Source organism: Niallia laureatilytica, assembly GCF_046613985.1.
GTDB lineage: Bacteria > Bacillota > Bacilli > Bacillales > Cytobacillaceae > Niallia.
This window is the reverse complement of record NZ_JBKKHP010000006.1, coordinates 137,391-158,923: the sequence shown is the minus strand read 5'-3', so window position 1 is coordinate 158,923 and position 21,533 is coordinate 137,391. Positions and strand designations below refer to the sequence as shown.

The 21,533-nt window shown below is 33.8% G+C and carries 27 protein-coding genes; 6 read left to right on the top strand and 21 right to left on the bottom strand.

What is annotated here, in order from left to right; genetic code table 11:
- Positions 1 to 337 precede the first annotated feature (337 nt).
- From ACLIJJ_RS16190 to ACLIJJ_RS16180, 3 genes are all read right to left on the bottom strand, one after another.
- The gene (locus tag ACLIJJ_RS16190) at positions 338 to 1,525 is read right to left on the bottom strand and encodes a Ger(x)C family spore germination protein (protein WP_411411290.1); all 1,188 of its coding nucleotides are present in this window, start codon (positions 1,523 to 1,525) and stop codon (positions 338 to 340) included.
- 174 nt (positions 1,526 to 1,699) lie between these two features.
- Complete coding sequence (locus ACLIJJ_RS16185) at positions 1,700 to 2,692, bottom strand: DUF3231 family protein (protein WP_233315439.1); 993 nt, start codon at positions 2,690 to 2,692, stop codon at positions 1,700 to 1,702.
- A gap of 149 nt (positions 2,693 to 2,841) precedes the next feature.
- A complete protein-coding gene (locus tag ACLIJJ_RS16180; protein WP_411411289.1) occupies positions 2,842 to 3,420 on the bottom strand; it encodes a DUF6944 family repetitive protein in 579 nt (192 codons plus the stop codon).
- A 179-nt stretch (positions 3,421 to 3,599) separates the two neighbouring features.
- On the opposite strand from ACLIJJ_RS16180, the gene ACLIJJ_RS16175 reads away from it, so the two are divergent.
- Complete coding sequence (locus tag ACLIJJ_RS16175; protein WP_237942506.1) at positions 3,600 to 3,809, top strand: hypothetical protein; 210 nt, start codon at positions 3,600 to 3,602, stop codon at positions 3,807 to 3,809.
- A 94-nt stretch (positions 3,810 to 3,903) separates the two neighbouring features.
- On the opposite strand, the gene ACLIJJ_RS16170 is transcribed toward ACLIJJ_RS16175, so the two are convergent.
- The gene (locus ACLIJJ_RS16170) at positions 3,904 to 4,695 is read right to left on the bottom strand and encodes an aminoglycoside phosphotransferase family protein (RefSeq protein WP_411411288.1); all 792 of its coding nucleotides are present in this window, start codon (positions 4,693 to 4,695) and stop codon (positions 3,904 to 3,906) included.
- A gap of 140 nt (positions 4,696 to 4,835) precedes the next feature.
- Between ACLIJJ_RS16170 and ACLIJJ_RS16165 the strand changes: the two genes are divergently transcribed.
- The gene (locus ACLIJJ_RS16165) at positions 4,836 to 5,624 is read left to right on the top strand and encodes a PhzF family phenazine biosynthesis protein (RefSeq protein WP_411411287.1); all 789 of its coding nucleotides are present in this window, start codon (positions 4,836 to 4,838) and stop codon (positions 5,622 to 5,624) included.
- 251 nt (positions 5,625 to 5,875) lie between these two features.
- Here the strand turns inward: ACLIJJ_RS16165 and ACLIJJ_RS16160 are convergent, their stop codons facing one another.
- The 5 genes from ACLIJJ_RS16160 to ACLIJJ_RS16140 all read right to left on the bottom strand — a co-directional run bounded on the left by ACLIJJ_RS16160 (position 5,876) and on the right by ACLIJJ_RS16140 (position 9,177).
- A complete protein-coding gene (locus tag ACLIJJ_RS16160; RefSeq protein ID WP_411411286.1) occupies positions 5,876 to 6,259 on the bottom strand; it encodes a DUF3221 domain-containing protein in 384 nt (127 codons plus the stop codon).
- Between the two features lie 93 nt (positions 6,260 to 6,352).
- Positions 6,353 to 6,901 (bottom strand): DUF4240 domain-containing protein, encoded by a 549-nt coding sequence (locus ACLIJJ_RS16155; protein WP_411411285.1) that lies wholly within the window; start codon positions 6,899 to 6,901, stop codon positions 6,353 to 6,355.
- Between the two features lie 160 nt (positions 6,902 to 7,061).
- Positions 7,062 to 7,646, bottom strand: coding sequence for a hypothetical protein (locus ACLIJJ_RS16150; protein WP_411411284.1), 585 nt, complete (start codon positions 7,644 to 7,646; stop codon positions 7,062 to 7,064).
- A 117-nt stretch (positions 7,647 to 7,763) separates the two neighbouring features.
- The gene (locus tag ACLIJJ_RS16145) at positions 7,764 to 8,420 is read right to left on the bottom strand and encodes a hypothetical protein (RefSeq protein ID WP_233315447.1); all 657 of its coding nucleotides are present in this window, start codon (positions 8,418 to 8,420) and stop codon (positions 7,764 to 7,766) included.
- A gap of 19 nt (positions 8,421 to 8,439) precedes the next feature.
- On the bottom strand, positions 8,440 to 9,177 hold the full coding sequence (locus ACLIJJ_RS16140; protein WP_233315448.1) for an alpha/beta fold hydrolase: 738 nt from the start codon (positions 9,175 to 9,177) through the stop codon (positions 8,440 to 8,442).
- Positions 9,178 to 9,480: 303 nt separating this feature from the next.
- On the opposite strand from ACLIJJ_RS16140, the gene ACLIJJ_RS16135 reads away from it, so the two are divergent.
- Complete coding sequence (locus ACLIJJ_RS16135; protein ID WP_233315449.1) at positions 9,481 to 10,026, top strand: PadR family transcriptional regulator; 546 nt, start codon at positions 9,481 to 9,483, stop codon at positions 10,024 to 10,026.
- 42 nt (positions 10,027 to 10,068) lie between these two features.
- Here the strand turns inward: ACLIJJ_RS16135 and ACLIJJ_RS16130 are convergent, their stop codons facing one another.
- From ACLIJJ_RS16130 to ACLIJJ_RS16100, 7 genes are all read right to left on the bottom strand, one after another.
- Positions 10,069 to 10,929: a phosphotransferase gene (locus tag ACLIJJ_RS16130; protein WP_233315450.1), complete on the bottom strand. Its 861-nt coding sequence runs from the start codon at positions 10,927 to 10,929 to the stop codon at positions 10,069 to 10,071.
- A gap of 141 nt (positions 10,930 to 11,070) precedes the next feature.
- A complete protein-coding gene (locus ACLIJJ_RS16125; RefSeq protein WP_233315451.1) occupies positions 11,071 to 11,628 on the bottom strand; it encodes a histidine phosphatase family protein in 558 nt (185 codons plus the stop codon).
- A gap of 50 nt (positions 11,629 to 11,678) precedes the next feature.
- Positions 11,679 to 11,888 (bottom strand): hypothetical protein, encoded by a 210-nt coding sequence (locus ACLIJJ_RS16120; RefSeq protein WP_411411283.1) that lies wholly within the window; start codon positions 11,886 to 11,888, stop codon positions 11,679 to 11,681.
- Between the two features lie 225 nt (positions 11,889 to 12,113).
- On the bottom strand, positions 12,114 to 13,067 hold the full coding sequence (locus ACLIJJ_RS16115) for an NAD-dependent epimerase/dehydratase family protein (RefSeq protein WP_251647938.1): 954 nt from the start codon (positions 13,065 to 13,067) through the stop codon (positions 12,114 to 12,116).
- Positions 13,068 to 13,885: 818 nt separating this feature from the next.
- Positions 13,886 to 14,083 carry a hypothetical protein gene (locus ACLIJJ_RS16110; RefSeq protein WP_233315454.1) on the bottom strand — a complete coding sequence of 66 codons (198 nt, stop codon included), beginning with the start codon at positions 14,081 to 14,083 and terminating at the stop codon, positions 13,886 to 13,888.
- Positions 14,084 to 14,559: 476 nt separating this feature from the next.
- Positions 14,560 to 15,423, bottom strand: a complete 864-nt coding sequence (locus tag ACLIJJ_RS16105) for a MurR/RpiR family transcriptional regulator (RefSeq protein ID WP_267913386.1) — start codon at positions 15,421 to 15,423, stop codon at positions 14,560 to 14,562.
- Positions 15,424 to 15,487: 64 nt separating this feature from the next.
- Positions 15,488 to 16,051, bottom strand: coding sequence for a TetR/AcrR family transcriptional regulator (locus ACLIJJ_RS16100; RefSeq protein ID WP_233315657.1), 564 nt, complete (start codon positions 16,049 to 16,051; stop codon positions 15,488 to 15,490).
- A 158-nt stretch (positions 16,052 to 16,209) separates the two neighbouring features.
- On the opposite strand from ACLIJJ_RS16100, the gene ACLIJJ_RS16095 reads away from it, so the two are divergent.
- The 3 genes from ACLIJJ_RS16095 to ACLIJJ_RS16085 all read left to right on the top strand — a co-directional run bounded on the left by ACLIJJ_RS16095 (position 16,210) and on the right by ACLIJJ_RS16085 (position 17,902).
- Positions 16,210 to 17,130 carry a DsbA family protein gene (locus ACLIJJ_RS16095; protein ID WP_411411282.1) on the top strand — a complete coding sequence of 307 codons (921 nt, stop codon included), beginning with the start codon at positions 16,210 to 16,212 and terminating at the stop codon, positions 17,128 to 17,130.
- 15 nt (positions 17,131 to 17,145) lie between these two features.
- Positions 17,146 to 17,454 carry a monooxygenase gene (locus tag ACLIJJ_RS16090; protein ID WP_233315457.1) on the top strand — a complete coding sequence of 103 codons (309 nt, stop codon included), beginning with the start codon at positions 17,146 to 17,148 and terminating at the stop codon, positions 17,452 to 17,454.
- Between the two features lie 229 nt (positions 17,455 to 17,683).
- Positions 17,684 to 17,902, top strand: coding sequence for a hypothetical protein (locus ACLIJJ_RS16085; protein WP_411411281.1), 219 nt, complete (start codon positions 17,684 to 17,686; stop codon positions 17,900 to 17,902).
- 212 nt (positions 17,903 to 18,114) lie between these two features.
- On the opposite strand, the gene ACLIJJ_RS16080 is transcribed toward ACLIJJ_RS16085, so the two are convergent.
- The 5 genes from ACLIJJ_RS16080 to ACLIJJ_RS16060 all read right to left on the bottom strand — a co-directional run bounded on the left by ACLIJJ_RS16080 (position 18,115) and on the right by ACLIJJ_RS16060 (position 21,339).
- Positions 18,115 to 18,948: a hypothetical protein gene (locus ACLIJJ_RS16080; RefSeq protein WP_251647934.1), complete on the bottom strand. Its 834-nt coding sequence runs from the start codon at positions 18,946 to 18,948 to the stop codon at positions 18,115 to 18,117.
- Between the two features lie 170 nt (positions 18,949 to 19,118).
- A complete protein-coding gene (locus tag ACLIJJ_RS16075; RefSeq protein ID WP_411411280.1) occupies positions 19,119 to 19,556 on the bottom strand; it encodes a GNAT family N-acetyltransferase in 438 nt (145 codons plus the stop codon).
- Between the two features lie 84 nt (positions 19,557 to 19,640).
- Positions 19,641 to 20,438 (bottom strand): phosphotransferase enzyme family protein, encoded by a 798-nt coding sequence (locus ACLIJJ_RS16070; RefSeq protein ID WP_411229130.1) that lies wholly within the window; start codon positions 20,436 to 20,438, stop codon positions 19,641 to 19,643.
- A gap of 331 nt (positions 20,439 to 20,769) precedes the next feature.
- Complete coding sequence (locus ACLIJJ_RS16065; RefSeq protein ID WP_248574489.1) at positions 20,770 to 21,081, bottom strand: DUF6980 family protein; 312 nt, start codon at positions 21,079 to 21,081, stop codon at positions 20,770 to 20,772.
- A gap of 78 nt (positions 21,082 to 21,159) precedes the next feature.
- Complete coding sequence (locus tag ACLIJJ_RS16060; RefSeq protein WP_233315462.1) at positions 21,160 to 21,339, bottom strand: hypothetical protein; 180 nt, start codon at positions 21,337 to 21,339, stop codon at positions 21,160 to 21,162.
- Between the last annotated feature and the right edge of the window lie 194 nt (positions 21,340 to 21,533).

Below are 21,533 nucleotides of genomic sequence, written 5' to 3'. Positions count from 1 at the left end.
TTAGTAATTTCATTGCCGCTTCAAGGACTTTTTAAAACCATTTAATAAGTCTCCAGAAACTTATTAAACAACTTTAATAAGTTATGAAAATACTATAACATATAAAATTAGCCAATTCAATTACGATTATTAAATCCTCATTTTATAGTTATTTATATTACTATTCTAGATGATTAAATTTAATGTCTATTTTTAAGCAATCAATTCATTATTGTTACCTATACGATATTACTTTCATTATATCAGGGCTTTTTTAAAATATAGGATCCCTTTCTTTTCATATAAAAAAACAGCTGCAATCTGCAACTGAAATTTATTTTTAAATATACATTATTTTCTATTTCATGATAAGACGTTCATTTCTTAGTCCAGTTCTTTTTATTTCCGAATCAAAAATAATTTGGATCTTTGATTTTGCAAACCCCTCATCCCAATTATTCTTATATTTTTTAAAATGCTTGTAGTCTTGTTCTCTTAGCAGTTCTCCCAACCCAAATATGTCTGCATTAAAATCCTCTTTCATTTTTTCAATACTATCGGTTATTTCTTTTTCCATCAGAGTGTTAATTGCTTTTTCAAAGTCCTCAAATGCATATGGCTTCTTAATATTAGTTAGGCATTGCGTCCCTAGGAGAAATCCCTCTGTTTTAACTTTTATTGTAAAGGTTGGTACCCCTTCCTTTTCTGCTGCAGTTACTTTTGTCAGCGAATTTGTAACACGATAGCCTATTTTTTTATCATCTTTCCCACACACAGCAGAAATAACGGTACTTTTAATATTATTTTGGACAAACAGCATATTTCTAACATCGTAGAAAGAGATATAACCAAGCAATTTACCACCTTTTACAATACCGAGAGAATCAACGTCTACTTTACTTTCAGGAGTTACACTTTTCATATTTTCAATATTGCCGCCTTTTTTGGGGTCTCCTCTAACCTTCATCGCTACAAGTACAGGCGTTTGTCCGTCAGAATTATAAATTCGAATAAAATCATTCAGCTTTAATTCAGGCACCCCTCCCCAGTCTTTATACATGGATACGAGCTGTGTATAAACTTTTAAGGATGAACTTTTTTTGTACATGTTATTGACTTTTAATACATCGGCAGCATCGCCGCCTCTTGCGATAACTACTTCAAAATCATCGCGTATTTCCCGATTCCTATCCAAAAAACCCATAAATTCAAGCATGCCTTTTTCTGCTATTTCTTCACTAATCACTAACAGCCTCATATGGGAAAGTATAAAACTTTGTTCACTTGTAATATTAAATTTATGGGTAATCTCCGCAATCGTGTTACCTTCTAATGTCTGAACGTTTGCAGGAGCAAAGCCTTCCGCCGTACGAGGACTGACTTCTGAAGCTGCCGTAGTTTCAACTGTCAGTCTATATTTTTGATTATCACCCTTGTCCACCGCCATCCCTGTAACAATGGAAACATTCATCAATTCTTTCCGATCCCAACAACCGCTTAAAAGATTAACTAAAACAATCAATATTATTAATTTTGTGATTTTCAAAAAATCCCCTTCTTTAATCAGCGGCATTTTCGCTAGGAGTGAGACACTTCCATTTATTATGCTTTTTATTTTGAATTTTTATCCGATACCACCAATTTACTTGCTATTAACAAGTTAAAAAAGTGAACAAGGAAGCTGGACGGAGCTCCCTATGTTTTACTATTTCCAGTTTAGTTAATTTCTGTCGGCTGACACTGGCGGCTGTTCTAACCACTCATGATCAATCATGATATTTGAACCGTCTTCAGAGAGCTTCAACACTTCCCCAATTAAACGCAGATAATCCGCAACTAAATCGCTTCTCTGACTTTCAGAAATAGATATTCCATAGTTGCCAATCCCAGCATAAACCATCAAACTAAAGTGGAACATCATGAGTTTATCCGAAAAAGGTGCTTCCATTGATTCTGTTATTTCGTGAACAGCAGACATGGGAGTCGGCAGTGAAGCCATTTCTAAATAACTGTCTAATACCTTCACATGCTTGATAGCAATTTCTTTCCCTCTTAAAAAATATTTACGAACCTTTTCATTTTTTGTAACTTGGCTAAAAGCCATCGCTAAGCATATTCCTGTATGATTTGTTTGGACATTAGCAAACAGATTGGTTACCTCAGTGCCAGATAGTACCCTCCTTCTGCCAAAACCTTCTAAAATAAAGGCTTGCTTATGTACGAACTCTAATTTTTCGGGATATGGAATAACAGGTGGACGAACTGCTATTCCTTTTTCTAATAACAGGCTAGTTATTTTATTATCAATTTCAATTGTCTCAGTTAGGCAAGCGGTAAAAAAAGTACGTATATCTTGACGGTAAGTGTTCTGCAATACTCTTCCATGTGTAGCTAGCCCGCCTTTAGACATATTTCTAAGATAAACTAAGTAAAAAGTATCTGAAAACAAGCGCTTAACATTTAAATTGACATCTTCCTCAGTAAATCCTTGGGGTATTTGAATTTTTTCCATTGAATATATCTGTCTAATAAATTCAACATGCTCTTCTGAGAGCTTCATTGCATGAATAATAATTGATTTAATATCTTCATCTTCGATATGTTTAAGAAAATACTTAAAAACACAAATAGACATACTATCTGCAAGGAAGGTAGCCCATAAGTAGGACAATTCTGCAGCAGTTAATTTAATTCGGTCGTGATTTACTTCCATTTTACTCCTCCATCTTTATCCTTACTATTGGCCTTAATATTGTTCCCTTACTTTTCCTAAAAATATGTCCAAAAGTTAAAGTAAGCTGATTGTTTTGGATTTTTGACCAACGAATCTACATATAACAACTACTAATAGTCTGTAATAATTTATTCATTAATATTAAGCCGAATTTCCTCCAGCTCCTCTTGTATTTGCCCAATAAGGGAGATGACAGAACCTGCAGCTTGTATCCAGCTGCCAGCAACCCCTGTTTTACCTTGGTTTAAGTTATTTGTGTTTAACGCTTGCACACCACCTACAGCTTGTAACGAATTGCCGATTCCTTGCAGCAGATTACCGATAATATTCTCTGCCCTGCCCATTTCTGTTGAATCAAAGAATTCATCGGCAAGACCCACAAAGCTCCCTAATGCTTGAAGCCAGTTACCAGTAATAATAAGTCTTTGCTCCGTTTCTGTATTAGTAGTTCCATAAAGGATCAGACCAGTAATGACTGTCGAATTACCAACAGCCTGGATTTCGTCCCCGATCTTTTCTAACGATACGGTTCCTTGACCATCAGCAGATAATGCACTCCCAGAAGCCTGCAGCACATTACCCACTAAGCGGAGTTCATAGTTTTGATTTTTGCTCAAATGAAAATCAGGAGTGCTCCCAATCGCAGCTTGGATCGTACCAATTGTAGAAAGAAGGGAACCAGTTATTTCTTTCCAATGACCGTTCATATAACACCATTCCAAATAAAGTAATTGATGTATCTTATTCGTCAGGCAGCTGTTTGGTTAGTGGAGTGATTCTAGTTAACGAGTGCAGAGCTTCGGACGTCCGTATTAGCAATATTGTTTATCCTTTTCATGTATGGGCCATAATGATTTTATAAACTAATTAGGAGGGATTTAAAAATATGAACAATCCTACTTTGAAAATAGCAATCGAGATAGATGACAAACAAAAGGAATATTTAGAAGTAATAAAAAATCAAATTAAAGAAAGACTGGTTGATTCTAATCAAGGCTATTTCAGCATTATTGATGAATCGAATGAAAATATATCTATTGCTTTTTCTCCTAATACTTATTCCATCCAAATGAATATGCTAGCATTAGAAAAATAATTTTGTGGCATCCAATAAAGCCTTCACATTACTGTGAAGGCTTTATTACCATATCGAGCTTATTTCATAGGCTCATTAAGAAGAGAGGGGAGCATTAAAAAAATTCATACAATCCATTTACATAAAAATCGTAAATATTTTCATCTATAATATTATCTCCATATCCTTTAAAAAATAGTTCTTTATCTACTCTTTCATCAAAAATATTGGTTCTTGGCTGTACAGCTAAGGCTGCATCATATCTTGGATCGCCAAAATCCCCGCGTCCCCAATCAATGACACCAGTTATTTCGCCAGCAGACACTAATACATTATCAATCGTAAAATCTCCATGAATGAGCGTTGATACATAGCTTGTAGGTTTCGTTTTCTTCATTTTTTCTAATAACTCCTTATTTCCATCCACCTGATAATTTTCTAGGAAGAAATCCGCCTCCTCTAGCATGCGGCTTAGCCAATGCGTGTTCCTTAGTTCACCAGGACATGGAGTGGCATGAATCTGAGCTAAAATTGCGCCAAAATTAACCAATATTTTTCGCCTCTGCTCCTTATTTTCTTCTTTCGATAAAGCCGCTCTCACTGTTTCTCCCTCTATAAATTCAAGAAGAGCCCAGCATTCATTTAGCTTGGCTTGTTTTACATACTTTATCACTTTTGGAACAGGTAATGTTGTCTGATTACTTAAGCAGTTTAAAACAACTATTTCTTTGTCCAGCCATGAGCAATAAAGGTCACCCTTTGCCCTTTTTAGCGCATAAGTTCCTTGTGTACTTTCAATTATTCCAACATCTGAGGTGCATCCCTGCCGAGGAAACTTAATTGATTTAATATTTTTAAGATAATCTGTTATAGCAGCTGGAATTTCCGTAGTTTTGATAGGCTGCATTCAAATCCCCCCTATTTATTATGAAATAATTCCCCATAATTTATGGCTGTTTACAAATTTCACTTTTACTATTGATTGCATACAAGCTACATGATATTTTAATATTTATAATTATTTGAACCTTTAGGAGGCTAATAGTAATGAAATGTTATTTTGTCGATGCTTTTGCTGAAAAAGTATTTGAAGGAAATCCAGCTGCTGTGTGTATTTTAGAGAAATGGCCTTCTGATAATCTCATGCAGTTAATTGCCAAAGAAAATAATTTATCAGAAACTGCTTTTGCTGTAAAAACCGGTGATAAATATCATTTAAGATGGTTCACACCAGGAGGAGAAATTGATTTGTGCGGCCATGCTACCCTTGCGACAGCTTTCGTTTTAGCTAATTTTTATACAAAAGAAGCAAAACAATGGATATTCCAAACACTAAGCGGTGATTTAACTGTATTAAAAAAAGGAGATTTATTTGAAATGGATTTTCCAAGCAGGATGCCAGCTAAAATAGACATCTCTAATAATATAATAAACGCACTAGGCGTTACTCCTGTTGCAGCCTATTTAGCGAGAGATCTTATGTTAGTTTTGGAAGATGAAAATAATGTGCTTCAAGCAACTCCTAATTTCACTGCACTGAAGGAAATAGAAGACGGAGTCGGTGTCATCTTAACAGCTAAAAGCAATCAGTTTGATTTTGTCTCAAGAGCTTTTTTCCCGAAATTAAATGTTAACGAAGATCCTGTGTGCGGCTCTGCACATTGCCAGCTTATTCCCTACTGGTCAGAAAAATTAAACAAAACAGAAATGGTAGCAAGACATCTATCTGAGCGGGGCGGAACTTTATATTGCAAGCTGGATGGTGAGAGAGTCAGAATCAGCGGCTATGCTGTACTCTATTCTGTTGCAGAATTGCAATTAGAAGCAGACTATTAACAGGGGTGATATTCTATCACAGCATGCATAGTTAGCGCTGTACTGAAAGTTATATATTTATTTCCAAAAAACGGAAGCAGCATAAGCTGTAACTCAAATAACCAATGGACAATCTAATAGCTGATTGTTTTTTGGTTTTTTAAAGGAATTGTTGCTTTAATCACTCCATGCCTCAATCGTATTAACTCCTTTTCCAAAAAAGAATATTGATTTGGTTTGCTAAAAACACTGCTAACTTTTCTGTATACTTCCTATTCATCTACAATGGTTACCCAATAAGCATCACCACCGCTAGGAGCAGAAGCTTCAACTATCCCACTATAGTAAATTTTCACTTCTTGGCCTTGAGATAGATTTTTTATTACTTTATCAGGAATATAGGCTGGCATATCAAAAACAATCCCTTGGTATTCATACATCTTCCTTAATTCTCTTTTCGTTTTATTTGTGGTGTCATCAGGGGAATATTCCTTTACCCATATGGAAGGGTGCCTATCTTGCTGATTATTTTGCTGAACTTCTAAAACGGTACCATGATAAATCGGGGTAACAGTGAAAAATAGCAAAACACCTATTGCTAATAGTCCTAATATCGCTGCTGCAATGATAAGAAAAAGTTTTCTTCGTTTTTTCAAAGTCACAGCACCTCCACCATTTTAAGCAGCGTCAATTCCAATTAATTAGAATCACCGCCACAGCAGTGTCTTAAACATGCCCTTTATGTAAATTCATCCAAGAGGATTTTCTCCAAATCTTTTCCATAGTATTGGAAATAAACCCTCTAAATCTTCTTCTTCCCAATCAAACTCTATTTCTTTTGCAGGCTGTAAGCCCTTCTGATCAAGTGCATCTAGAAACTCATCATAAATACTATCATTCCATTCTGTATCACCTGTTTTAATGAGACTATAAGCATCTAAGCCAGCAGAAAGCAATTCTTCATTTTGAGGGAAACCTTCTTCGTCAAGATTATCTTCGCTGATATACTCTGCTAGAAACTCAGGGTCTTTCAATACTTTATTGAACACTTCCTCTCCTTGTCCAATCAGCCATCCTCGAAAATAATCAAAAGCATCGTCAGAACATCCGCCCATTAATACATATGCCGCTCCCCATAGGCGAGATTGATAACTGCTATTCATCAGTGATTGGAAATGACATTCAAAATCTATCACTTCCTCTATTTTTTTCTGAGCTAGTTCCTCAATTATCCATTCTGCTTGATCATCACCTGATTTAGACAATTCTATTAAGCTCCACAAGTCCTTCTGTTCCACTATAAAACCTCCATTATGTTTTATAAGTTTATGTTCGACATATTGTAAACGACTTCCTTCCACCATAAATTCAATATTGTTTAAGTTATTGTAAATAAAAAAAAGCGGACTCTTTTCATAAAGAACCAGCTTTATAATATAATAAACAAGTTACACATAATTAGGATAATCCTCTAAATACAATACCTCTATTTCTATTAAAGTTATAATGTAAATGTATGAACAAAGTAAGCCATAACCAACAATCCTCTTCATATGCTGACTCTACTTCAAAGCTATGCTTATCCTCACTGTGATGCTGATATGTTGCCACAAACGATTTGTCCTTTAAAATCTCAAATGTTAAGCCATCATCATCAAAAAATAGTTGATAAATCTCATCATTAAAGGGAAATTCGTAGAAATATTTTACGGTTTCATTGTGATATGTGAGTGTAATGGTTTGGCTGCTTCCAGCCTTTTTATAAACCACTTCTCTATTTAATACACGATTAGCTGCTGATGACATGCTTGTATCGCATGTCGCTTTTATTTTTATTGTCTCCAAAGCATTTTGAATTGTGATATGGTTTTGTCTGACAAAAACCTCTTTTTGGCCAAGAATACTTCTTTTTGCTAATTTTTTAGTTGTCCCCTCTGTTTCTAATCTAATAGTACCTATTACATTTCCGTTGCCATCTTGCATATTTACAATCGTATCAAAAGAAGAAAGCGCTTTATATTGCCAAGGAATTACTTTTATCATATTAAAACCCCCGAATAAGTATTACCTATATATACGGAAACGTATGAAAATGGTTTCATTAAATCTTTTGAAACAGCCCAAAACCCCTCTTTATAAAAGAGGGGTAATAAACTTCTATTACTTTACTGGATTTCTTGCTTGGAATAAACTTGTTGATAACAATGATACTACTAAAACGACTTCAAAAAGATTAGTAACAGCATTACTGTTTATTGGTATTCGTACGGCACTCATAACAATCATTAAAAAAGCTCCGACAAAAAACCAAATCCATTTTTGTTTAATTAGAACGATAATAGCAGCAATCAAAAGAATAATAGAAACAAGGATAACCATAATAGGCGGCCCGCCGCTGTGCTCTGAACTGTATGAAAGAACACCATACTCCCACTTAGGAACGATTCTCAGGCCAACCACTTCTGTATAAAGTTCTATTAGTATTAATAATGGCGTTACGATAAAAGGCGCTATTTGAAAACTAACACTCTGACCAAAACGGCTGTTTGTTTTCTTTATCGCAGCCCAAGCATAAAAGACCAGAAAAGGTGTGAATAGTGCATGAAGAAGAAAGCGCAGGAGATTTAAGTTCTCTGCTAGCGTTCCTTCTCCAAGAAATTTCCCTATTGTAATAACACCATTATCGTATAAAAGGCCGATTACGACTGGTAATAGGAAAAACAGGCTTAAAATAGAAGATTTTTTTAATATTTTAAGGATTATAATAAGGATAACTAAGTATATAATCGTAAATAGCAAAAATAACAAACTGTCCATACATTACTCCTTACTCGAATTATTTAGTCCAATTATGCTCTTCTGCCCATTTTTCTATATTGTCTACGATACTATCTTGTTGTTCCTTCACACTGATTTTGGCTTCATTATCGCCAGACTGCTCACCATAAACACCAAATTGAGCATGGTTTCCACCTGCGATTTCAACATACTCAGCAGTATCAGGCAGATAAGGTTTATTTTCTTTAATTTTTGCTTGTGTACTTAAGCCATCTTCTGAACCACTAATGGATAGCACTGGCAGACTGGAACTAGACAGCGTTTCATTTTCAGCTGCGTAAGAACCTAATAATACTAGCCCTTGAACTTTATCAATATTCTTATCGGCATACATCGCAGCTGCCGCTCCGCCCATTGAATGTCCGCCTAAAATCCAATTTTCCACACCTTTATATTCACCGATCAGCTCATCAGCTTTACTATAATCGAAAATAGGCAAATTCAATGTTACATTTGGAATAGCTACCAGCATATTATTTTTAGCAAGCTCTTGTGCTAAGTAACCGTAAGCTTCAGGTTCCACTTTTGCTCCAGGATAAAGGATGATACCTGTTGTACTGTCCTTATCTCCATAAATTAGCCAATCACCATCCTTAGAATATTTATTGTCCATCTTAATTGCTGGATCATCAATTGCTTCATAAGTGATCTGTGTCCAGACAAAAAATGCTGAAACAGCTAATAAAATAACGATTAGTAAAGAAAGAAGAACTTTTTTGTTAAATATTTTTTTCATATGTCTAATACCTTAATTGCCTAAACATGGATGAATTGCGGCAATTATTTGCCCTTTCTAGTTTTTTCTTTAGTAGTTAATATTTCCGTTAGCCTTATAACTTAAAACAGCAATTACTAACTTCGGATTTAGAATCCTTTAGTAATTTTATTCACTTGTATACATCTTCACTCCTAACCTAAATAGTCATATGTCTAAAATGACATATGTTAATAATATAATAATATATGCCTTTATTCAACTTAGACAAGGAGTTATGGTATAATTTGATAACATTATAAGAATGGAAAAGAGTGGGATACATTGAGTTTACGGTATGCTTTATTAGGAATAATTGCAAAAAAACCTGTTAGCGGTTATGAGGTTGTGAATATTTTCAAAGAGCAGGTAGTGTATTTTTGGAACTCTACCCATAGTCAAATTTATACAGAGCTTCATAAATTAGAAAACGAAGAGTTGCTGCAGCATGAACTTATTATCCAAAATTCTTCACCTAATAAGAAAATATATACGATTACGGATACGGGAAAAAAAGAATTATTGGATTGGATACTCCATAGCCCATTAAAGCCTGCCAAAATAAAGGATGAATTTCTAATTAAGGCAGCAGCATTTGATATTATGTCAAAAGCAGAAATTATTCAGTTATTAGACGAAGTTATTACAAGAGAGGAAAGAGTGCTGAGCATGACAAAAGAATGGCAGGAAAACTTCTCTGAAAAATCTCCAAACACAAATTTAGGCTCTGTAATAACTTCAGAATATGGTATCCGTTATGCAGAAATGTATTTAAATTGGTGCAAATGGGTGAAGGAATATTTACACAATTATAATTCGGATAACAACTAAAAGAGTAAAAGCACAAAGGCAATAATTGCTCTCTGTGCTTTTTTATTTCCTATTTATTTCTTCAACTATCCTGACCCAGTAATTCCATGCAGTCAAATAGTCTTCTAAATCGCTTGGGTGATGCTTTATGCATGTTGCAAGACGAAGATATAATCCAATAAGTACTTCTTCATAGAGGGAAGCTTCGTTCAGATTATGTTTGCTTGCTAGCAATCCTACTGCACTGTTGAACGTTTCTTTCGTCAAATCATCTGGGCTCGAACAAAAGGCGTATATTAAGTCATAAAGAGGTTCGCCAATTACTGGGGTTGGATCAATAACACCTGCTAATTGCCTGTCATGAAAGATAAAATTGTGCACACCGCAGTCGCCATGCAATAAATATTGTTTTCTTTCACCGCTTCTTTTAGTAGCAACATTCAATATGTACTGATAAACATAGTTGTCTAAATAGTGCTGTAAAATGTCATTCGCTTCCTTCATTTCCGCGGTAATAAAATCTTCCCAAGATACCGATGGCTCATCAGCCCAACCCCACCCACTTTCAGTTGCTACAGGGGTATATGTATTTAAAAGACCTTGTACAAGCTTTTGTAGCATATCTTTTTTATTTACTCTCTTGTCATTCACAGTGCCTTCAATGAAGGAATAAACAAAATATCCATTTGTTTGTTCAACAAATAAAAGCTTAGGTAGTAACGAATTATCCTTGTAGCATTGCAAAAACTTTGCCTCTGCTTCCACTATCTTTGGCTGATTTTTCTTCACTACCACTTTACTATTATCAAGGTTTAGAACATACAACTCACTTACCGTTCCACCATTTAACCTGTGATAATCAAGTGGTGCTTCATGAAGAATGTTATTGTGCAGCAATAGCTTTATTACTTTTTGTATATCCATATTTTCTCCTATATCGTGATTTTATCTTCTTTTATAATGGCTAATCCATACTGCTGTCTGTTAAAGACAATTGGTTGCATTTTGTAATAAAAATAACTGTATCTTTTTCAACTATACCTTCAAAGTCCCAGTGAACATCTCTTACCTATGCCAGATTTTAACAACCTCTTTCAATACTGTTTTATCAAAGCTTAATTTATAAATATCCGGCATATCCAAACCTCTCCAGAAATTTAAATCGTATTGTTTATCGAAATAATTCATTATTAAAGCAATCAGATTACCGTGTGATCCTACTACAATATTTTTACCTTTAAATCTTTCCAAGGTATTTAACGTTGCATAGACTCCACGTTTTTGTGCAATTAAATTCGATTCTCCGCCTTCCCAAGAAAAAGATGGCTCTTCCCATAATTTCGAAATCGCCGTTTGAAAGTCCTCTACAGCATTTTTTGAAAGCATTCGTTCCTTAAAGCTGTTATCAATAATTATCTCTCTGCTACTCTTTAGGCCAACTTCCTTGACAGTTTGAATTGCCCGCTTATAAGGACTAGAAATAACCACATGTATATTTTCTTTATTCAGGAGATCTGTTACTTTTTTTACGTCGGCCAGCCCCTTTTGTGATAAAGGCCTCCCTGATTCATCAGAAGAATAAATAGAGTGAGCGTGGCGTACAAAATACAAATTTGTTAGCAATATTACCTCTCCTAAACTTTAAAGTTTACTAAAAAATTTCCGCATACATTTTATACCCCAAAAAACTCTGGTAACTGAACCCCCAGATCAAATAATGTACTCATTATAAAAAAGAACAGAATGATTATTACACAAAGGTTTACAATAATTTTTCCGATAATATTGTCATCTTGTTCTATTTCTTTCTGTTTTTTTATCTCTCTGTATATTCCTTGAACCTTTTTTTGCATGCGGATTTTATGTTTTGCTTTTTCATTCATACATTTTCCTCCTGTATTCAAGGGGTGATAAACAATCTCCAATTACCAACAATTTTACCATATTGATACATCTATGTATCTTGTGATTTGACAGAAAATTGACTTTTTTACGTCTGCAACTAAACTATTATTTACCAACTTAAAAAGACTGCCCACTATAGAGGCAGTCTTTTTAAGTTATATGAAGTTAATAGTCTAGAGGTATTCATTAGAAACAGATGCTTTCTAGTCTATTTTAATAATATTTCGCTCCAAGTAGCTTTTCACACTTTCTTCAACTGTTTCTAAAGTAGTATGACGGGGACGAAAATCAATAAGTCTTTTTGCCTTTTCCATACTAAAGTGACCACTGCGTGCAAGATGGTAATAGGATGAACTGATGTCTTCTTCCTTTTTAACATGCTCACACCATTTTTCCCACGGCAGAAATTTTATGTTTGGCTCTTGTCCAAAGAAACGATACATAGCTGTCGCAAAACCAAATAATGTCATTGATTCATCAGCAACTGCATGGAAGCTTTCGCCTATAGCTTGGTTTCTGTGTGTAATCGCATTCATAAATACTTGTGCAACATCGTCTGCATGCACATGATGCAATGTTTCCATTCCAAAATTAGGCAAGAATATCTCTTCGCCGTTTGCAATTCTTTGGAAAGTATCAGGATTTACATTTCCTAATGGGCTTATAATATTCCAGCCTGGACCTGAAATTTGCCCCGGCATAATAGTAGTTGCAGGGAAACCCTTTAAACGATATTGCTCTTGTAAATATTGTTCACATTTAAGCTTTTCCAATCCATACTCATCAAGTGGCTCTTTAACACAGTCCTCTGTTACAGGTAAGCTTCGCGCCCTGCCATGTGCCCATATGGACGAACAAAATAAATAATGAGTTAATCTTGTTGCTTGCAGTGCTTCTACCATATTCTTTGTATCTTCTAACGTAAAGTTAATTAAGTCTATAACTATATCTGCATCCATGCTTGCAATTTTCTGAGCAAATGTCTCATCATTTTTTCTGTCTAAAACAACATTTTTGACTTCATTCCATGCATAATCTTCCTTATATGGTTTGCTTTTACCTCTGCTGATATTTATAACTTCGTTTCCAGCTTTAACTAGCTTAGGTACTAAGTAAGATCCAATATGACCACATCCACCTATAATAACAACCTTCATCCATCATTCCTCCCTTAAATCTGAGATTAACAAAATCCCTTAAAAAAGAATATAGCTTCCATCAATCCTTGAAGCTTTTTCTATTTTTATATGATTTTTCAGCGATAATATGTAAAAGATTTTTCATTGCCCTTCAATCAGTAGCTCGTTCGGCTAATTCCGTCAGTATGTTGGTTTAGCTATATCTTCCTTTCTCAAAAGGGTCATAAATACTCCTATATCATTACATAACAACGGGTAATATAAAATAATTTATATATACAGAATAAGCCAAATGTTGAAATTACCTCCTAACAAAAACTCAAAAATTATTGTAGGAGGGATAAGTATGTCCTGGCGGATATAAATAGGAATGGAATAGAGAAAGGATTTAAGCATCCAGATCCTATTAAACTTAGAGAGAAACTTGATGTTCTTATCTTGAAAAACAACAAAAGAAAAGATGTTAAAAATATCGTTAAATAAAATACAGGAGATTTTGTTCTTTATTTTAGTAAAGAACAAAACCTCTTTCTCCGTTGAATCAGAACATAAGTTTAAGAATATTACATGATATTAAGGAGAAGAATTTCATGAATAGGGATAGCAGGAATATTAAATCAAAGCAATAACGCTTCCTGAACATCTTGTTAAAATAACCTGCCCATTTTAGGTGGAGAAGGATAGCTGCGATTGAGATGCTAATTCATGAAGCAATGGAGTATAACTTGCTGCTAGAATTTTAACCAATTAAGATTGTTTCCACTCATTATCTGTCACTTTTTTTTATAAACATAGCACTCAGCATTATCCCTAAACAGTATAAAACGAATAAAAACTTAATCGCTTAAAATAAAATTCAAAAGAAAATAAAGCATGGTTGACAATACAATAACGGGTATAATCCCTACACCAGCACGTGCAAGATATAGCTTAACACTACTTGATTGATATTTAGTGAATTTTAACTTTTTTACATAATTAGACACCACAATAATTGAGGCGACTGTAACTATAATAGTGACTGTGCTACTCATCACTGTGACCCACCTTTTTAAGAAAAATATTTTTCCCAAATCTAAAAACTTTACCATGTTTAATATTTGTACTTAAATGAGCTTTTATTTATTTATCCTCCTCATAAGTATATTTATCTAACTTATAATATGATATAACAACAACATATTTAAAAACTACTAAATTATGAAAATGTATACAAAAAAATACATTTTATCTCATGATATTTTTTATTTATAATTGTGATATTTTTAAAAAAATTACTGTTGTTACTGCCGTAACAAATCCAGCTGATATTTTAAATAACGGCAAGAAATGAAGTGCTTAGAAAAGGGATTATAGCTAGTTCTAGTTGGTGGACAGACAAATTCTATGAAGATAATAAAAAAGACAGCTTACGCTTGTATTTTTTTAAAGAACGTTTTTATTTTTCATCTTCCTTATCTTCAATTAGTATTAAATTAAGCTTTTTTATCAATAATATCTTATGTTTGTATCATTCTTCGTCTTCTTGTATAATCTGATTATTTATTTGACGTGTTTCCGTTTTTTGAGCTAACTTTACTTTAAAATCATAGTTACTATGATATTTAACAGAAAACAAACTAGAATATAGGATATCTAAAATAAGAGAAATCGATTCAAGTGAAGCGAAGCCTGCTATTTTAGAATACGATTTTTCTCTTGTTGTTATATGTAATGTTACATCAGCAATTCTTGATAAACTATTTTCCCCCATACTTGTAATGGCAATAAGCGGAACTTTGTTCATTTTTAAATATTGAGCTGTTTCTAATAATGAAGATGTTTCACCAGAATAAGAAATACAGATAGCACAGTCATCAGAAGATGTCATCACAGCCTCTTGATACATCATACTTTCAGTAGGATTTGTATCAGCCTTTTTACCAATATGTCTTAATTTATATACAAATTCTTGTCCTAAAAAAGTTAAATTAGAAATGGTAAATACTTTAACTTCACGGCAGTTACTCAATATTTGAACTGCTTTTTGCAAAGAGTCATGGCGAATGAGAGCTAATGTATCTTTTGCACTTTCAATATGAAGCTGAGTAATTTTACTGGCGATATTCATCATAGGATCACGATGGGTAAAAGGGGTATTTGCATCGATGTCTTGAAAATTCGTTTTTAAGTATGCAACCTCTTTAAGAAATGCCCTTTTCCATTCATTCCAACCGTTAAATCCTAATTTTTTTGATATTCTAACTAAGATGGAAGGAGAAGTGTATGTTTCTTCAGCAATCATTGTTGTAGAGTATTCCTCTATAAGTTCCTGTTTGTCTATAATAAAATCCAGAACAATTCTTTCATTAGGAGAGAACTTTAAATTTTTCATTTTCTCTTGTAGTAACACTGTTATCACCTTTTCTACAGGATGTGGAATGAATGTATCTTAATTATTATTTATCGGTATCACTACTATAAAAGCCATTCTCAAAATAAGGAATTGCAAACTTAATATATTCTTCTGGTTGTAATTCCCTGTTCTTGCTCCACTCCATTGCAGCTCCATATATTCCCCAGCTTAACAAAACAGCGGAAACTTTTGTGCTAGTTTCTGCTCGACCTTGCTTTTGCAGCATTTTATAAAAGATAATTTCAAGCTGTTCTTTAATAATCCGTGCAATGGTATCTTCATAGCCGCGATGACAGCGATTATGTAAAGTACTATGAAAATTAGTTATTGCTGTAAATATATTTATAATAACTTCTTCATTCAGTATATATCTTTTTATTAATTCATCATTTAAATTTATTAAGAACACCTCGGACAGTACCTTTTCCAGCAATTCATATTTATCAACAAAATGATAATAAAATGTTGCTCTGTTTATCATAGCCTCTGTCGTAATATCCTTTATGGTAATATCCTTAAAATCCTTCTTCCCCGAGATTTCGATAAACGCATCCATAATTGATTTACGGGTACGAACATACCGTAAATCCTTTTTTGTTTCTTTCATCATTGTTTCTCCTTTTTAGACAAATAGCTGAATATGTCGTATATACGATAATAATTCATTTTTATTGGTATTGTTGTTTTTCATTATGTACTAACATAATATCGTAAATCAACTTTAAGCCAGCTTCTTGGTTAGAATGATAGGAGTGAAATGTAATAATGAGTAAAAACCCAATGGCTTGTGATTTGGAAACAGGAATTTGTGGGGCAGCTGAAGAGGAAGCAATGGAAGTAATCGATTTTAACAAGTCTGATATATCCCTTAATTTATACTATGTAACAGATCCAATTTGTTCTCATTGCTGGGCACTGGAACCAGTACTTCGCCGTTTTGTCTCTCAATATGGTCACTACTTTAATTTCCATACGATAATGGGCGGCTTGTTAGAAAAATGGGAAGATTTTAGTGACAGTGCAAATGGTATTTCTAAACCAGCTGACGTTGCAGATCATTGGCGCGAAGTTGGTGAACATAGCCGCATGCCAATAGATGGCTCACTTTGGCTAAATACCCCGATACAGTCTTCTTTCCCTCCATCGATAGTGTTTAAAGTTATTCAGCAAAGAGATGATTCTTTAGCAACCGAGTTTTTGCGCCGTGCGAGAGAAGCAGTTTTTGCTTTTAATCAAAATATTGGAGATCCTGTTGTGCTCCTAGATATAGTAAATAAATTAAATCTTGATGGAAAATCTATATTGAAAGACGCTCAACAGGAGATTGGAAAAAATCTTCTCAACGAAGATTTTCATTTAGCGGCTAGTTTAGGAGTGAGAGGATTTCCATCTATTATCATTGTTAATAAAGATAATAAAGGTGTAAAAGTTGTTGGTGCGCGTCCATTAGAATATTATATAAACGGACTAAAGCAAGTGCTCAATCAGGATAAACTCCAACCAAAGACTCTGCCTTCTCTTTCAGAACTACTAAAGAAGGAACAGCTGTTATTCTCAAAAGAACTGGAAATCATGTATAGCATTAAACAAACAGACATCCACTCTTTTATAAAAAAAGAACTTTCCTCAGATAGTTACGAAGAAAAGGAAATACTAGGCGAAGCTTATTATCTATCAGCATATTAACTTAAGGAGAATAAAATGGCATATATTTTACAAATAGATTTTAACATGAATGGTCCCTTTGGTGATGAAATGGCGGAAGCTTTTTCAGAACTGGCAGAAAGCATTAATAAAGAAGAAGGTTTCCTGTGGAAGATTTGGACAGAGAACGAGGAATCTCGTGAAGCTGGTGGTATCTATTGCTTTCAAACAAAAGAAACAGCTCAAAGTTACTTAGAGATGCATTCTAAAAGGTTAGATAGCTTTGGTATTACTAATATTAACACTAAAATTTTCTCCATTAATACGAAATTAACAGCAATTACAAAAGGAATAAATTCACAATAAACAACGCTAGAGAAAAGGACATCCCCTTTTCTCTAGCCCTTTTTTAATCTGTCATATATTCATTTATCAGCTCATAACATCTTTCCTTTGTTGATTCGTATGAAGAAATATAATAAGCAATCCATTCATGTGTTTTCCCACTGTACTTTAGTCATTCTTCCTTGCTGACAGATACAGTCGCAAGAAGTTTCACCATTTAAAAAGTTCGAAGAAAAACGGCACATAAGCCATGTTTAATACAATAGCAAGAACTGATTTGAGAAAGGATTCTTTTAATACGATCGCTCCTATTCCAAGTAAGACTCCACAAAAAGCAAACATCGGACTTAAAAGAAACAAAACATTTATATATGTGACAGGTGTAAAGGCAAGTATAAGTAAGGCTATATTGAAAGCTATACAAGAAAATGAAAGGTTGTTTGCAGGCATCAGAACTCCCCATTTATAAATGGTATATTTCAGCATAAATGTACGAAGAATTTCTAGATAAATATAATAATTGTAAATAGCACTCTGCTTTAGTATCCTTCAATAAAAAATTTTCTTTTTAGTATCCTTTTTCGCTGTTCCGTTCGTTGTAGTTTTTGATTTCTGACATTCCTATTAAAAATAGAAGACTTGCTCATAAATAAAAAAACGGTTCTTTTTAGACGGCTTCAATTAGATACTTTCGGATAATCGATTGACTTCATCAATAAGACCTAAATTGACCATTGTCTCTATTACTATTTGAGCTAGTTCTGGGTAATCTTGCAAAACATAATTAAACTGTATGTCCCTAAACACTGCAAGTCGTGAGGCAACTGGTGCAGAATTAAGATATTCCCGCAACAAGTTCAAATCCAAATCTTTTTCCTTATTAATCTCAAATGGTTTATGATTTTCACATGGAAGTAGTGGAGTAATAATGCCTAATCCATCCTGTGTAGCAATACTTACATTTCTTTTTCGCTCCAATTCAACCTCTTGAATATATCGAAACGGATTCTCAATAAAAGGTATTTGAAAATTATTCATTATATAATTTTCGACCCTTTCCTGAGTTAACTTCTCATTTTTTGTTTGGTGGTAAAATGAGTGAGCTTCCTCTTCTTCCCATTGTTCTCTAGCTGCTAAATAAGCACCTTCACTATTAAATTCATTATAAAACAGTTCACTATTCGAAACATTTAATCTTAAAAATTCACTGAGGCTTTGGGCAATAATACGGACTGGCCTGTCAAAGTCAACGGGACAGACACAAACTATAGGTGCCTTCTCAAGATTCATAACAAGACCATAATCAGTAAGGAATCCATAATGAACACCATCTACACCAATATTTCCAAAAACAACTACATCACTTGGGGTATTGAAATATCTAATATCGTTTTCTAGAGAAAGGTAAAAATGAAGACCAAGATAAAATTGTTCAGGATCACTAAGTAATTTCTCTAATTCAACTAATCTTTGAAGCGTGGCTGGTACTTCGTATTTACCAAAATTAGTATTCATTTTGATAGCCCCCTTAAGTTATGGAATATAATTTACACCATTGATATAATCACCCATAAGTTACTTGCAGAGTGTAACAAATAAAGAAATTAATTCCATACCCTAAACCTCTAAACCTTCTTCTTTCCGAATCATGCAAACAGTCCACATCTTAACATTCACTGATTGACTCATTGTTTCCCTTCCTTTAATTCCTTTTTCAAATAGTAATGCTTATGTTCTCTCCCCACATTATCTAAAGTACCGTATACTTGGTAACCATTCTTTTCATAGAAGCCTAATGCTTGAAAGCTTAAAGTATCTACCTTTATGAAATCACAATCTTTTTCCACTGCTATTTTCTCAACCTCTGCTAATAATTTCGTACCATAACCAGATTTTCTCATGTCTTCATCTATCATAAATGTATGGTTTTCTAACCAATTCCAGCATACTTCACTCAGGATTCCGCCACGGACTGTTCCTTTATCGTCCTTCAGAAACAGACATATTTCTTCGAATCTGCCTCCTAAATCTTTAGGAAAATGACTTAGGTTATACTTGTACAGTGCTTCTTCAATGTATTGTTTATCTTTTTTATTTACCTCTCTCGTAATTTGCAATGTCACTTGAATTCCCCCTGTCTGTCTCTTTTAATAATATTCAGATTATCTAAAAAAATAGCGTCAAAAACTGACGCTACGATAACCTTCCTAATTCCACTCGTTTCCATGTTCACGAATAAATATAATGTCTTTTTGATAATGTTCGAGATGTCCTTGTTTCAGCATATTTTGAAAAGCAACATCACCTTCATTTGCTTTTTTTATCATATATTTACATAACCCAGCCAACCTTAGCAAAACCATCTCTAAATAATTCTCTTTCAGCCCCTCGATCCCGTAAGCTTCAAAAAACACGTTCACTCTATTTTTAATACGTTCGGCATCTTTTATAGAATTATAATAGATTTCCTCTCCATTTTCGTTGTGATAAAGTCGACTTAAAGGAACGCATGTGTATAGAGTATACGCTATGTCCCAAAGTCTCGGACCAGGTGCAGCGACATCAAAATCAATTATCCCAACTGGCTTTTTGTCATGAAAAATGATGTTGTATATAGCAAAATCATTATGACAGATAACCTCCATCTTATCTGGAGTATTAACCATAGGAACCCATTCATCTGTTATCGGAAAATCACTGACAGCATCATGATATTGACGAAGCATTTTTGCTATCTCTGCTAAAACACTATTAGACCACATATACTCTTTCAAAGGATAATTTCCCGCTTCTCCTTCAATAAATGTTAAAACCTCTCGACCTTTGTCGTCAATGCCTAATAACTTTGGAGCATATCCAAACCCTTTATTTTCCAAATGGTTTAATAATTTATGAATTTTGCTGCTTTCTTTTTTTAGTTCACGGCGAACAGTATCTCCTGCACGATAGACATTGGAAATATTACCGCCTGTTAATATTTCTTCCTTTTCAAATTGATTTGTCATTAAAAAAACCCCCAATTAGGGTATTTATGAATGTGACAATAGCGATGTTTTTTACTCATAAATAAAAGCAGATTAGAAAAGTATCTGCTTTGAAAACGGGAGTTTCTATTGTCCACACCATGAATCCCGAAAATGATTACAGACAGACTTATAAACTTTCGTTACTACTCTATCAATTAGATAATCATTACAAAGTCCACATGTGCAGTATAGATTCCCCTTTCTTTACATCTCTACTTCATATTACCAAAAGATGTTAATTATGTGAATCAATTTGCAGAACTATTCCGTTTATTCGATAAGTCTCTATACTCCGTAAACATAAAATCTCTCATTTACCTTTTGTATACCACTTATTTGTATGAAATTCCTTTGGAATATTTTGCTCCACTGGATCGTCAAACCCTAATTGTGCTAATGTATCAAACCATAAGTCACTTTTTGATTCTGGTAATTTTGTACCGCACCACGGACAGAAAAATATTTGTATACTCGAACTTCCTCCATCATGGATAATTAAGCCATATTCATCAAATTTTTCATGATAACTTACTAAAATGTCTGGACAATCTGATTCGTTTGTATGAAATTCACCTTTATAATTAATTTGCCCTGTCATCATTTCACAGCAGTGTTTACTCATGTAAGTTTCCTTTCTCCTAAAGAAAGTATGAGTCTTAATGTAAATCTTCGGACCACCTATACCAACCTTCATATAGATTCACTTCTCCTTTTCCCTTCCATAGGCATAGAAACAGTAAATGGCTATCGCAATTAACACTAATGGCAGTATTTGAAAAATAGAATTATATTTTGCAGAACTCACTTCTTTCAATCCGTATAAATAAATAATCATCCAAAAACTGCAACAAAGCGATATAACAGCACTTAATAATTTCATATACTCCCTCCTAATCAATTCAACAAGTTATTGTTAATATTTCTTATTTAAGTTTTTGAACTGCGCTATATAAAATGAGGCCAAACATCCTTAAAGCATCAAGATAACAGGAATATTTTAGAAGTGTAAGATAATGCAGCATAATTTGCGGTTAACATAACATTATTCCCCAGCCGACTGTAACATTACCTATA